Genomic DNA, 12,944 nt, shown 5'->3' on the forward strand with positions numbered 1-12,944 from the left:
CTTTAACCAACCCTTAATTTTGCTGCGTCTTTCCAAAGATAATGTGGCATAGGCTCACTTAATTCCCACTTTACGTTAATCGGTTTAGACCCATAATGTTCTTTGAGTGAACCTTCGCCAACAAAAACGTAACCCATAGTGTTACCATATTCATCGGTAGCTTTCTCTCTCACAAATAGTAAAATTCGTTTTCCATTTGATTTATGTTCAATGTAGGATAAACCTCTTTTTGTTTTTGGACCTGCTGAATTAATACTCTGCCAGTGAAATAGCGTTTCATTAATCGCATAATCGTCATACATTGTGGTTGGCGAAAAATTCTCTTCTGATTTGATTAAGTTTATAAATAGAAGTTCTGTGTTTAATGCTGTATTTTCTGCAGCGCCTTCTCTTATTGGAGATTTAACTTCAAAGGAACTCAAGTTGAACGCTGCCAGAATTTGATCTCTTGTGTATCTAGCATGTACCTTAAGAGGTTGTGGATAAGGTAAATCAATTTCTATTTCTTTAAAATCAATTTCGTCGAGCAATACTTCTAAGACTTCAATTATTTCTTCTACTAAAACATTATTTCGTCCGATTGCGTGAATACTTTTTTCAAGTGTTTCAAAACCAGCTGCTTTCTGCCAAATGTCATAATGAAGCATCAAAAGCATAGCTTTTTCTTGTTCATTAAAATCATCAATTGCTATTTTAAAATGGTTTCTGGCTAATTGAAGAATAAACCTAAAATAGCTTGTTGACTTTGTAGCAAGCCATTTGTTTGCTATCGCAGAATAAATCTCTTTTTCATTAATGTTTTCGAATTCACTAACAATTCCTGCTTCTTGACAAAGCCGTTTCCATCCAATGGTTTTAAATTTATATACGTATTGAATGGGAAGATTATAAAAGCTAAGGAAATTCTTAAGATTAAATGTTAAGGTAGTTTGGTGTTTGAAACTCTTGATCCGATTGATAATCTGCTTTCTATTTATTGTCGTCGCTGCTTTAATGTTCGCTAAAATAACTTCTTTAGCTTTTTTCTCTAGAATAATGGAGCAACCTAATGGTAGATGAGGAAAGTTATCTTCAATTTCTTTATAAACTGTTGTCGCAGTTTTACCGATCAATGCTCTAAATTTATTTTCGAAGTTGTATTCAGGCCGAGCATTTCCAACAAAGTCTAGAACAGTGAGACAATCTTTGTTCTCAGCTAATCGTAAACCTCGCCCAAGTTGTTGCAAGAAAATGGTCAAACTCTCAGTTGGTCTTAAAAATAAAACTGTGTCGATTTCTGGAACATCGACGCCTTCATTAAAAATATCAACGACGAATAAATAATTAATTTCCTTTTTCTGTAGTTTGTTTCTGACTTCAACCCTATTTTCTGTATTCGAACTTGTTAAGTAACCTGCTTTAAAGCCGGCTAATAAAAAGCTTTCGGCCATAAATTCAGCATGTTCTATGGAAACACAAAAACCAAGCGCCCTAACGTCGTGGTAGTCTTTTGTGTATTTGTCTAGCGCATTAATAATGTCTCGAACTCGACGATTGTTGCTGGTATAAATATCTGAAAGTTGATTAGGAGCATACCGGCCGCGTTCCCAAGCAACATTGGTTAAATCGATAGAATCTGTTATGCCGAAATATTGAAATGGGCACAGCAGTTTTCTGTTCAAAGCTTCGGGCAAACGAATTTCAGCGGCAATTTTGTTGTGGAAATCTTCTTGAATGTCGCCACCGTCCATTCTTTCAGGTGTTGCTGTTAATCCTAAAAGGACTTTTGGAACAAAATAGTTTATTATGTCTCTATACGAATTCGCTTTTTGATGATGGCACTCATCGATTACGATGTAGTCAAAATAGGTAGGTGATAAGTTTAATTTATCCAATCGATTTCTTAGTGTTTGAACCGAGGCAAATACATATTCATATCGGTCGGGCTCAATTCCGTCGACAAAAAGCTCTCCAAAATTATTATCTCTTAAAACACCTCTAAACACAGAGAACGACTGCATCAGAATCTCTTTTCGATGTGCTAAAAACAACAACTTGGAAGACTTTTCGCGCTGTTTAAAATTTTTATAATCAAACGCAGAAATTATCGTTTTACCAGTTCCTGTCGCGGCAACAACTAAGTTTCTTGTTCTTCCGTGAACATTTCTTTCAACTTCAAGCTTTTCAAGAATTTCAAGTTGAAAAGGATATGGCTTTAAATCAAAAAACGACAAATTGATTTCGGTACCTGTTGATTTTTTACCGGCATTGAGTGCCGAAACTAACTTTTCTTTGTGATTAGCTTCATCAAAAAGTTCGAAATCGTCGGATTGCCAATACGATTCGAATGTTTTTTGGAATTTATCAATAATATGACTTACCTCCTTGGTTGTTATTTTGAGATTCCACTCTAAACCATCTGTTAGCGCGGAACGAGAGAAATTAGATGAGCCTATGTATCCTGTGTTAAACCCCGTATTTCTATGAAACAAATACGCTTTTGCATGTAAACGTTCATTGCCTGTGTTGTACGAAATTTTTACTTGAGTGTTTTCAAGATCGGCCAGCAATTTAATGGCCTTGTAATCTGAGGCTCCCATGTAAGTAGTCGTAATGACCCTCAGCTGACCTCCTTTTTTTGTAAACTCTTGTAATTCTCGCTTTAGAATTATTACACCTTTAAATTTTATGAATGAAACTAAAAGATCGATTCGATCTGAAGACAAAATTTCCTTCTTGAGTTCACTTTCGAGTGACAAACCCGTGTTTCCACCTGTAAATAATTCGCTATGAGTTAGTCTGGTATACGGTGTTATTTCTTTAAGGTGAAGATCAAGATCTGAAAAATGGCTATCAATTTTTGTAAAAACAGCTTTAAGAATCTCGCCGTTAACCTCAACTAGGTCTTTTTCAAAATCACCATTTTTTAACTCATCCTTTAAAACAAGAATAATTTTATTAGCAATCTCGATTTGCCTTTCTAGTTGATCTTCCGTTTTGACAAAATCAAGGGCGTGCTTTATAGTTTGTGACAAATGCTTGGCTAAAATCAAAGAGGCTTCTTGCTTGTCAATTTTAGATGTGTTGATGTAGAAATTATCCTTGTTAAGTTCATTGATCTGCTGGAAAACTAACTTTGTCACAAGCTCTTCGTAAATACCCTCCTTCATAAATTTTTCAATTGATTTAATATTGGCACATCTGCCTCTGCCCAGTCTAATTGGCAAAGCTCTTCTATTTCTAGTAAAACGTATTGTTTGTGTTCCTTTAACAGCAATTCCCCACTTAAATATTTAGAAGAATATGGAATTAGCTCTATTGAAATATTGGGATAAGAGTGTAAAACAGGCGAAAGTCGTTGTAAAACTTCAATATTAATATTTAATTCCTCTTTTATTTCTCTTATTATGCACTCTTCTTCCGTTTCGTTGTCCTCGAGTTTTCCGCCAGGAAATTCCCATTTTAAGGGTAAACTCATTGATTCCGATCGTTGAACTGCAAGTACTCGATCGCCAAAATGAATGATGGCACAAATTACCGGATAAACCATTTGGTTCTCATTAATTTAGATTTAGTAACTCCGTTTTAACACAACAATCGTCTCTTCTCTAGTCCAATTATTATTTATCATGATCGGTGATTATTTGAATTTTGTTTTCTCGCAATAACCGATAGAAATTTTCGTAAGCTTCGGCTTTTAGCTCGTTTTCGATCACCTCAATTTCATTTTGTATTTCGGATTTGTTCTTAAATGATTTATCGCCAATCAAAATAGTTGTAATGTTCTCTTCTTCAATTGCTTTTGACAAATCGTCAATATATGCGACTCGCGAGTCTGATTGATAATTGTCTAGAAACCAAATTAAAAATCCTTCGAAATTATGTGCCGGATCAGGAAGTTTTGCAATCTCGGCATTTCGAAAAAAATCGCCTGGATGAACGCGATATTTAAAAAGAACCTGACTCATAACCATTTAATTGAGATTTGTAGCTAATTACTAAAGAAAAAATCAAATCTTTCCCGCAACCAATTTACTCAAAAATCGAACGCTCTGTAAATTTTTAGAAAAAAACGATTTTTCGAGTTATCGCATGTTAATTTTGGGCACAAACGTTTCTCCAACCCCTCTTTTCGGTAACGATTTTGCGTTAGGGATGGCAGCGGAAATCCCGCCACGAGCGGCGGTTGCCGAGTGGCGGATTGCAGCGAACAGCCCGGCCCGCTTGACACCCTTTTCGTACGGATGCTAAGCGGGCAACGCCCAAATACTGTAGCTTTTCGGTACGGTTTAAAACTTTAGGATTTCGTCGGGATCTAAAAGGGGTTCGTTGCGCAGGCGGAGCAGTACGTTGGCGCAGGCTATAACGTCTTTCTCGCAGTAGAGAATGATGCGGTCGATGTTGTTTTCGCGGTAAAAAACTTGGGCTACATCGGCTCCGGAAATGTCGTCTTTGCTGCTCGGAATGCCTAAAACAGAGGTCAGTAATTTGAGTGAAGTGTAGTGTTTAAAATCGCCGAACTTCCACAACTCGAGCGTGTCGATGTGCGCGATTTCCCAAGGTTTCTTTCCAAAAAATTGCAATTTCTCGGGAAGTTTTATGCCGTTGATGAGAAAACGCCGACATAAATACGGTAAATCGAACTCCTTAATGTTGTGTCCGCAAAACACGTATTGCGCCGACTCGTAGTTCTGCGACAGGTGGTTGGCGAATTCCTTTAACAACTGTGGCTCCTCGCCGTAAAACGAGGTTACGCGAAAATTTCGAACATCGCGCCGTATGGCAAACTGCCCAAGCGAAATGCAAATGATTTTACCAAACTCGGCCCAAATGCCGGCTTTGTGGTAAAAAGCTTCTGCCGTTTCACCTTCCTTGCGTTGGTAACGGGTTTTTTCTTCAAAAAGTTCTTGGGATTCGGTATCGAGCTGCGAGAAATCGGCCGTTAACGGAACTGTCTCGATATCAATAAACAACAAATGCGATACATTAATTTTTTCTATCATGGCGTGTACGTTTAGAGTGGTAAAGGTAGGGATTTTTTTTGGAGAAGCTAGAAGCTAGAATCGAGAAGTTAGACTTCCCGACGTTCACCACTTAACGTTTCATGTTCCCACCCGAACCCGCGTATCGTCGGTGCCTGAGCGGGTCGAAGGCTAGTGCATTTTTTGTTGGCTTGACACGTTCTGTGTTTTCCTCAACAGTTCTGTATTTCGAAATAATCTGCGAACTTCGGTGTTTTCTGTGCGCAATAAAAGCGGGTGCCTGAGCGGGTCGAAGGCAGGATTTCGATTTTTTTTTGGGGGCAGCATTTCCGGCTATTCGCTATAAAGCCGCAGCTTCAGGCGCATTTGGCAGTGCTTTTACTTTGGCTTCTTGGGTCGCCAGTAAAAGCACGCCAAATTTGCACCTGCCGCTTTACGGGTTTTTCGCTGCTATCCGGGCTGCGGGGAGACGTTGCTGAAAAATCGTTAGCAATATTATTTAAGGTAGAGATTGCAAATCCGCGCTAGGATTCAGCTAATTTAATTTTTTAACTACGTACCATAAATAAAATCCTGCTAGTAACGAATGTACTGTCTCTTCTGTTTAATGATGGAACCCATCTGGTTCTTTTTAACATATTCACAATAAATTGATCTACTTCGGGAGAGTATTTTTTATAGTATTCTATTTCTTTTATAACCCCTTTTTTATTCACAACAATCCAAAATGAGCTGGCAGAGTGGTTTTTGTCTATAGAACGAATCTCTTTTCTTAAACGCATTAAAAATGAAGTTTCATCTCCTGGATACTTCAAGATAGGACGTTCAACATCAAGCAAGGGATAATAAATTCCGTCAGAAAATTTGGGTATAATCTGCAAGCTATCATTTATATCTTCAAGATTCTTTAACCTTTCAGCATCTTCATTCAAAACAGCTATATTGCGTCTTAATTTTTTTTCAATTTTTTTTGTCATTATAGTTTTAAAACAACTATCATCTGATTTAGGATATACTTCCAGGTAATCTATGACTCTATATTTTTTAAATAATTCGTACTCGGTCACTTCCGAATAATTTAAACTTTGATAATAGTATAAATTTCCTTTTGAGGACTCAATATCGGCGATTTTGAGGGCTTGTTTACAAGGGTTAGAGTCCTTTTTCTCACACCCAAACAATCCTATTACTATTAAACAAACAGTAACGATCAAGTTCTTCATTTTTTTACTTCAATTTCAAGTGTTGGTAATGTTGATTTGTTTGTTAAATCTTGGCCATATAGCTTTTCAGCAAATTGCAAGTCAAATTCCGCATTGAATGAATTAATATTGTAATTATCAGTGCCTTTACTATATTCTCTTGAGACCGATTCTGAAAGTTGATTTATAGCCGAGGTCAGTAAATTTCTTTGTTCATGGGTTAATTTTTTACGTGATCTCAAAGCACTAAATATTTCTTTACTTCCTTTAAAGTTCATTACTTCATAATCAAAACCCTCTCCTTTTTTTGCCAAACCTTCAATATTCTTTACTAGCTTAGCTTCAACTTCAATAGCTAAACTAGAAGTTTTAGTTTTTGTATTTAAAGCATAATCATGTTGCGCCGCGTGGAAAGTTTCTTCAAAAATTACCGACCTACTGTCTGCATAAGTTTTATTAGTCTTGTAATCAATCATAAAACTTATCGTAAAAGGGTCGGATGCAGTACCCTCGTGATTAGGATTAAACACACCTGCATGACTAGCAGAATTTTGATTGCGAGAGGAGTTATAAACTGTATCAAACCTATAAGTTCGCGATGAATTCTGCAGCTGCTTAATAATTCTACGAAATACAGACGAGGAATTTCTAAGACTTTGGTAGGTTCTATCAAATTTTACATCACTACTGTACTGATCAGTTATGCTATAAAAAGGCCCAAATCTAAAGCCGAAAATGCTTCGAAACCACTTCCACGGTTCTATATCGTTTCCGTCTGGATCCACAAAGAATATTGGGTTATTGGCGAAAGAATTATATGGTGACAGCGAGTGATATTTTTCCTCCATCTTATCCACCGCAAACCATCTCCCCACCCTAGGGTCGTACATCCGTGCACCAAAATCAATACTATTCCCCTCTCCCTTCACCTCATCATCGTTCTCTTTTCCGTTAAACCCATACCGGTAATTCCCCGTTTCATCGTGCCTATTCGGTATAAGCATGCCAAAGGGGTCGTAGTCGTTAAAGGCAAGAACGTCAGGATTATCAAGCCCATTTTGGTTTCAAGACTTTGTCAGAACGCCAAGTGGTTTGTTTTAAGGGACAATTATTTTTGGCTAGCAAGCTAAACGCTCGTCTACGTTGTTAGATTTTTTTACGATAGTACACTATCCTAAAAAAATCTGCCTAGTATCCAAACATTTAGCTTGCTTCTGACAGCGTCTTTCAGCCAAACTGTGCTTGTCAAAGTTACGTTATCTTCCGGATTTGGCGCTACGGTATAGGCATAAAAATCATCAGCGAGTATAGAGGTAGGCGTGCTGGCCGTAGCTACAATGGCAAACGAAAGCTGGTCTGGTTCAGTTGAAGTAAACGAACCTGAAACGATACCCGCAGCAGTAATGGGTAATCGAAGCTGCGGGCAGACGTTATCGAGGAAGCGTTGGCAACAATTTTTCAAAACACGGATTGCACCCGAGCCTCCAGCCGAACAGACGAAGTAAATCCGCGCTATCGAATCAATAAAACAGCTGTGTTTTTCTCAAAAAGACGCATCTTGTTTTATCTGTGCATTTTAGATAACTTTAGACCCTATTAATTATTGAGCTACATAGTAGTAAAAACATAAAGCGTAGTAGGAAATATAAAGAGTTTTAGCAACAATTTATATCCGCACTCATGGTTATGACCTATGCTAATTATTCGAGAGTTGAAACAAGTGATAGCAGGTTAACTATTGAAGCTTTAGGTAAAATGGCTAAGCATTTAAGTACGATCAATTACTAATTAGTGAATTTTGAAGGAGAAACTCCTAAAGAAATAGCTTTTGAAGATAAAAACCTTACTGAACGAGTTAAGCTCATGCACGAACTAGAATAAGAAAGAATGCGGATTTTAAACGGGTAAACACTTTTCTAAAATAGAAAAATTTAAAGACTTTTTTCAAAAACACACAGCTAAACTTTAATTGTAAAAAGATGAACGCACACCAATTACAAGACGATAAATTAAAGATTATCAATTGGATTAGCCAATTGCAAGATTCTAGCCTTGTGGATAAATTAAAAGCAATAATGAGTAGTGCCGAAGATTCTACCTTAACAAACGAGCAAAAAGCTTTGATAGACCAAGCTTTTGAATCAATTCAACAAGAGGGAACAATTTCGCACAATACCGTAATGGAAGAAACAAAAAAACGTTTTCCTCATTTATACGACCGATAAACGATGAGGTCAATTTTATGGTCTGAACCATCTAAATTCGATTATTGGGATAATATTGATTATTTACAACGTGAATGGACGCTTACAGAAGTGTATGCTTTCATAGATAAAACCAACGAAGTTTTAGACTTATTAGCCAAAGAAAACCTAACTTTTCAACCTACCAATTACAAAGACACTTTTCAAGTGCCTATTATAAAACAGATAACACTTTACTACCACATAAATCAAAATAAAGATATCGAACTCTTGCGTTTTTGGAACAATTACCAAAACCCTTCTAAATTGAGATTATAAAATACAAAGCCATTAAACACTTGGTTTTATATTTCATAATCGATCAAATTGCATGCAAGCTTAAAAAGTATCGAAGGAAATCTGTACACGCAGGAATTGATAGAGAACTAAGAACGTCGCAAAATTAAATCGCCTGAAACCCCATTTTATTCAAGATAAAATTATACAGAGGTATCCTGGAGTTTTTGGGGTTCTTTAGCTTTTCTTCCATCATTGTTCTATTGCAAATTTCAACAAGCTCCGCGATTCTCGGATTGTTATTGAAATACCCAAACAATAGACTTCTAATACATTGATTATCAAAATCAGCCCAATTAATATTATGTTTTTTTACAAAACCATTGGATAATATTTCGTCATTAATGGTTTTATCCGCTTTTTCAATTGTGCCATACTTTTCCTCAATATCTAAAAGACACTTTTCATAATATTCCCTCTGTAAATAAGCCGATACAAGATCGGGGGTTTCTTCTACTTGTTGTCTAGTGAAGATACTGTAAATTCCATCAGGATAGCTATTTTCGCCGTAAAGATTCTGAACATAAAATAGGCCAAAACCAGAAATAACGTTAACTTTTTTATCATCACTGTCGTAAAACAAAAAAACGTCTTTTTCAAAACAATCAACAAAAAATGTATTAATCGATGTAAAACTAATATTAAAGTTACAAGAAGTGTTATAAACGTTGGCTTTTGAAACATAAAAACAACCGAAACTAAATACAATTTCAGCATCAATATTAGTTTGTTTGAACACTATGTTTTTATCTTTTTTTAGAAAACCTACGCTAACTAGAAAATTAAAAAATGTGTGTTCAATATTGTTAACGAAACTTTTCACTTTCTTCTTTTTTTGAGGTTAACTAAATGTTCTTTCCGCTTTCTTAGGCAGCATTTCCCCCTTTCATTACAAACATCTTTCCATCAAACCATCCCAAACATCCTTCCCTAAACCAACGAAATCGCAAACCGATCTACAATACTCGAAAACGGAATTACAAACGAACAACGTTCGGCATCGCCACCCACAACAATTCCTATAGGCGTGCCACTCGGAGTGAAAACCAGCGAACCCGAATCGCCTTTCTTTGAAAACGGTTCCGTACTTATGCCGTGAACCAGCAACATGCCATCGAGATCTTTGTAATCGGGCTCGGCAGCAGTGCCGTAGTTCAAGGTAATAGGTTTGTCGACTTCCGCAAGACGACCGTAAATTTTCTTGTAACCGCGCGTTCGACTGATTATACAAACCTCTTGGTAATTCTCGAAATTTTCGGCATCCAAGTAAACCGGTTGCGCACTTATTTTCAAATGGTTAGGAAATAGCGACTCAAATTGGATCTTATCCGAAATCTGTACCAAAGCAACATCCATAGTATCCGATTTCTCGGCCTCCAATATGGTGCCCACAATCGTAGAGTCGGTTGTGATTATTTTATCGAATCCATCGGCGGTTGAAAACGAATTCCAACTCTGCGCCGGATGTTTAACGCTGTGGTAGCACGTTATAAAAACAAACGCATCGCCTTTTTTGCAAAAACAGCCCGCACTTCCAAAATCGGCAGTAGGTACATCGGCATTTTTCACGCCTGCCGACGGGCTGAAAATACCGTGCAGTTCAGCTTCCGACTTTTCCGTTCGAATACGGTACGCGATGCCTTCCAAATCCTCATGAGCAAATTTGAGTTTTTCTGGAAGATCGTGTAGCGCTGCGTGTAAATACAATGTTATGAGTCGGCGTTGATGGTCGGTTTCGCTGTATGATACTTCGGTTTTACTTTTTACAAAGGCATTAATCTCTTTGTTGATGAGCTTAATTTTAGACGGTTCGCCCACAAATTCCGTAGAAGCTATTGTTTTTGAAGTAACAACGGTTTCGGTGCGCGGCCCAAGATCGGCTTCGCTGTCTGAGACGATTTCCTTTTTGTAATTGTTTAGCTGGTTGAGGCGCAAATTGCCGATGTTCGCAATAAAAGTGGCAAAGGCGTCATCGTGCGACGGATATTTGAGATACTTCCCCGAAAGGGAAAAGAAATGTTGTCCTTCGATAAGCAGGAGTTCGGCGGTATGCTTGTAGCTGATCCACTTTTCTCGAAATTTATACGACTGCCGTAAAGCATTGCCAATAGCCAAAAGCACACTACAAATAGTTGCTATACCCAAATATTTGTCGTTTTCCTTATCTGGGCCCGTTGAAAAGTTAATAAGCACCGGAACTAAGGCGCTGAGTATGATTACGATTACATTCGACCAGTCGTTGGCGAGTAAATTCCGGTTGGCCAGTGTTTCCATTAACCGAACGCTAACAATAAAATCGGTTTGAATTTGTTTGCGCCTAATCTCGCTTATCGGTAAGGTTGCGAGTGCTTCTTCATAGCCGGTAATACGCTGATTGAGTAATTGGTCGAGATTCCGATTCATAATGGGGAAGTGTAAAGCTGCTACGACAAATACAAACAGTAAAGACTTGTCGATTTACCTGTATTCGAATCAAAAATTGAGGTCAGAAATCAATCAAAATAATTGCTCAAAACTTTTGTAATTCAGGTTTCATGTACCAAAATAAACAGCTCATTTTGAGTAATCTGAACGTGGTTTTTGTCGAATTCAGCTGATTTGCAAATTGATATAACAATACTACTCAATTTCTCAGAGAAATACTACGTCCAAAATTGGTAATTTAATTCGAATGTGGAATATTAGCTTCCATTGTGAGCCGAAAAGCTAAGTTTTCTACCCTACCACGTGCCGCTGCGCATCCAAACTCTCGTCGTGCTGCGATAAATCCAGTCCAATTTTCTCGGATTGTTCGCTTACACGAAGCGGAATTATAGCGTTTGTAATGCGGTACAAAGCCAACGAACCTAGAAACGTAAACCCCGCAACCAAGCCCAAAGCCGCCATGTGGTGCGCAAAAACGCCCCAGCCTCCGTGCAACAAACTAGCCGATTCGCCTTGCGCAAATACTGCAGTAAGTATCATGCCCATAATGCCGCCTACACCGTGGCACGCAAACACATCTAAAGTGTCGTCTATGCGTTTCATCACCCGCCAATACAAAATCGAGTTCGATACAATTGCCGTGATAAATCCAAAAAACATACTTTCAGGAATGCTCACAAATCCAGCGGCAGGCGTAATAGCCACCAAACCAACCACGGCACCAATACAAGCCCCTAAAGCCGAGACTTTTCTACCAAACAACCGATCGTAAAAAACCCAAGTCATCATCGCTGCAGCCGACGCTGTTATCGTAGTTCCAAACGCCATAACTGCCGTTCCGTTTGCAGCCAAGGCCGAACCCGCATTAAAGCCAAACCAACCAAACCAAAGCATGCCCGTTCCTAAAATTACAAACGGAATATTTGTTGGTATATGTAAACTGTCTTTGCGTTTTCCCAAAACCAAAACGCCTGCAAGTGCAGCAAATCCGGCGCTCATGTGTACAACGGTTCCGCCGGCAAAATCTTTTACGCCAAAAAAGCTGCCCAATAAGCCCGTCGGATACCAAACCATGTGGCATAAAGGCGCGTAAATCAGCAAAGTAAACAAGCAAATAAAGAGCAAATACGAGATAAATCGCACGCGCTCAGCAAACGAACCGGTGATAATAGCAGGTGTAATCACCGCAAATTTCATCTGAAAGAGCGCAAAAAGCATAAACGGAATCGTCGAAGCCATTTTGCTGTGCGGCAAGATACTCACGTGATCAAAAAAGGCGTAGGTAAACGGATTTCCAACAACGCTGTAAAATTTCCCCGAAATCTCAAAACCTAAAGGTTCGCCAAATGCTAACGAAAAAGCGCAAATCACCCACAGTAAACTCACTACACCTAAGCAAACAAAGCTCTGCAGCATCGTACTAATGATGTTCTTTTTGCCAACCATTCCGCCATAAAAGAACGACAAACCGGGCGTCATCAATAAAACCAAACACGATGCGGTAAGTAACCACGCTACATCTGCAAACGACACGGCTTCTTCTGTTAAAAAGTTGTTGCGAATAGCCGATGGATCCGATTTCCAAAACAATCCTACCAAACTAAACAAACTGATTAGCGAAAACGAAACAATCCATCTTTTTTCAATTTTTCTCATCACAACCCTAGTTTTATACGGGTCAAATCTAAAAAAGTTATTTTATAATTCAAACAAACCCTATTTTTGAAAGGGATTAATTTTTAAAACTAATTTTTGAAGCTATTCCCGCTTTCCCTCCAAGTCCGCTTTTTCGCCGCCGTTTTTTAATGGCTTTCCCG

Annotated in this window: 11 protein-coding genes and 1 pseudogene; 2 read left to right on the forward strand and 10 right to left on the reverse strand. The window is 38.2% G+C overall.

Going from position 1 to position 12,944, the window contains the following annotated elements:
- Nucleotides 1–2: 2 nt before the first annotated feature.
- From Q0064_RS04755 to Q0064_RS04785, 7 genes and pseudogenes are all read right to left on the reverse strand, one after another.
- On the reverse strand, nucleotides 3–3,149 hold the full coding sequence (locus Q0064_RS04755) for a DEAD/DEAH box helicase (RefSeq protein WP_298145068.1): 3,147 nt from the start codon (nucleotides 3,147–3,149) through the stop codon (nucleotides 3–5).
- Nucleotides 3,146–3,529: a (deoxy)nucleoside triphosphate pyrophosphohydrolase gene (locus tag Q0064_RS04760; protein ID WP_298145071.1), complete on the reverse strand. Its 384-nt coding sequence runs from the start codon at nucleotides 3,527–3,529 to the stop codon at nucleotides 3,146–3,148. Before Q0064_RS04760 ends, Q0064_RS04755 begins: the two co-directional genes overlap by 4 nt.
- Before the next feature lie 70 nt (nucleotides 3,530–3,599).
- Nucleotides 3,600–3,947 (reverse strand): hypothetical protein, encoded by a 348-nt coding sequence (locus Q0064_RS04765; protein ID WP_298145074.1) that lies wholly within the window; start codon nucleotides 3,945–3,947, stop codon nucleotides 3,600–3,602.
- A gap of 321 nt (nucleotides 3,948–4,268) precedes the next feature.
- A complete protein-coding gene (locus tag Q0064_RS04770) occupies nucleotides 4,269–4,982 on the reverse strand; it encodes a 3'-5' exonuclease (protein WP_298145077.1) in 714 nt (237 codons plus the stop codon).
- Between the two features lie 527 nt (nucleotides 4,983–5,509).
- Nucleotides 5,510–6,184: a hypothetical protein gene (locus tag Q0064_RS04775; RefSeq protein WP_298145080.1), complete on the reverse strand. Its 675-nt coding sequence runs from the start codon at nucleotides 6,182–6,184 to the stop codon at nucleotides 5,510–5,512.
- Nucleotides 6,181–7,170: pseudogene (locus Q0064_RS04780) on the reverse strand (RHS repeat-associated core domain-containing protein); the annotation flags it as partial. The pseudogene Q0064_RS04780 and the gene Q0064_RS04775, both read right to left, overlap by 4 nt.
- A 167-nt stretch (nucleotides 7,171–7,337) precedes the next feature.
- A complete protein-coding gene (locus tag Q0064_RS04785) occupies nucleotides 7,338–7,625 on the reverse strand; it encodes a hypothetical protein (RefSeq protein ID WP_298145083.1) in 288 nt (95 codons plus the stop codon).
- 517 nt (nucleotides 7,626–8,142) lie between these two features.
- Here Q0064_RS04785 and Q0064_RS04790 point away from each other — a divergent pair.
- Complete coding sequence (locus tag Q0064_RS04790; RefSeq protein ID WP_298145086.1) at nucleotides 8,143–8,388, forward strand: hypothetical protein; 246 nt, start codon at nucleotides 8,143–8,145, stop codon at nucleotides 8,386–8,388.
- Between the two features lie 3 nt (nucleotides 8,389–8,391).
- Complete coding sequence (locus Q0064_RS04795) at nucleotides 8,392–8,685, forward strand: type II toxin-antitoxin system RelE/ParE family toxin (protein WP_298145089.1); 294 nt, start codon at nucleotides 8,392–8,394, stop codon at nucleotides 8,683–8,685.
- Between the two features lie 124 nt (nucleotides 8,686–8,809).
- On the opposite strand, the gene Q0064_RS04800 is transcribed toward Q0064_RS04795, so the two are convergent.
- The 3 genes from Q0064_RS04800 to Q0064_RS04810 form a co-directional block, all read right to left on the reverse strand.
- Nucleotides 8,810–9,526: a hypothetical protein gene (locus Q0064_RS04800; protein ID WP_298145092.1), complete on the reverse strand. Its 717-nt coding sequence runs from the start codon at nucleotides 9,524–9,526 to the stop codon at nucleotides 8,810–8,812.
- A gap of 107 nt (nucleotides 9,527–9,633) precedes the next feature.
- Nucleotides 9,634–11,106 (reverse strand): DUF4231 domain-containing protein, encoded by a 1,473-nt coding sequence (locus Q0064_RS04805; RefSeq protein ID WP_298145095.1) that lies wholly within the window; start codon nucleotides 11,104–11,106, stop codon nucleotides 9,634–9,636.
- A 312-nt stretch (nucleotides 11,107–11,418) separates the two neighbouring features.
- Nucleotides 11,419–12,783, reverse strand: coding sequence for an ammonium transporter (locus Q0064_RS04810; RefSeq protein WP_298145098.1), 1,365 nt, complete (start codon nucleotides 12,781–12,783; stop codon nucleotides 11,419–11,421).
- Nucleotides 12,784–12,944: the final 161 nt, after the last annotated feature.

The organism is Flavobacterium sp. (assembly GCF_027490375.1).
Classification (GTDB): domain Bacteria; phylum Bacteroidota; class Bacteroidia; order Flavobacteriales; family Flavobacteriaceae; genus Flavobacterium.

Excerpts from the sequence above, each read along its gene's own strand:
- Q0064_RS04795 (WP_298145089.1), top strand. The coding sequence starts at position 8,392 with ATGAGGTCAATTTTATGGTCTGAACCATCTAAATTCGATTATTGGGAT.
- Q0064_RS04760 (WP_298145071.1), bottom strand. The coding sequence starts at position 3,529 with ATGGTTTATCCGGTAATTTGTGCCATCATTCATTTTGGCGATCGAGTA.
- Q0064_RS04805 (WP_298145095.1), bottom strand. The coding sequence starts at position 11,106 with ATGAATCGGAATCTCGACCAATTACTCAATCAGCGTATTACCGGCTAT.
- Q0064_RS04770 (WP_298145077.1), bottom strand. The coding sequence starts at position 4,982 with ATGATAGAAAAAATTAATGTATCGCATTTGTTGTTTATTGATATCGAG.
- Q0064_RS04775 (WP_298145080.1), bottom strand. The coding sequence starts at position 6,184 with ATGAAGAACTTGATCGTTACTGTTTGTTTAATAGTAATAGGATTGTTT.
- Q0064_RS04810 (WP_298145098.1), bottom strand. The coding sequence starts at position 12,783 with ATGAGAAAAATTGAAAAAAGATGGATTGTTTCGTTTTCGCTAATCAGT.
- Q0064_RS04755 (WP_298145068.1), bottom strand. The coding sequence starts at position 3,149 with ATGAAGGAGGGTATTTACGAAGAGCTTGTGACAAAGTTAGTTTTCCAG.
- Q0064_RS04790 (WP_298145086.1), top strand. The coding sequence starts at position 8,143 with ATGAACGCACACCAATTACAAGACGATAAATTAAAGATTATCAATTGG.
- Q0064_RS04765 (WP_298145074.1), bottom strand. The coding sequence starts at position 3,947 with ATGAGTCAGGTTCTTTTTAAATATCGCGTTCATCCAGGCGATTTTTTT.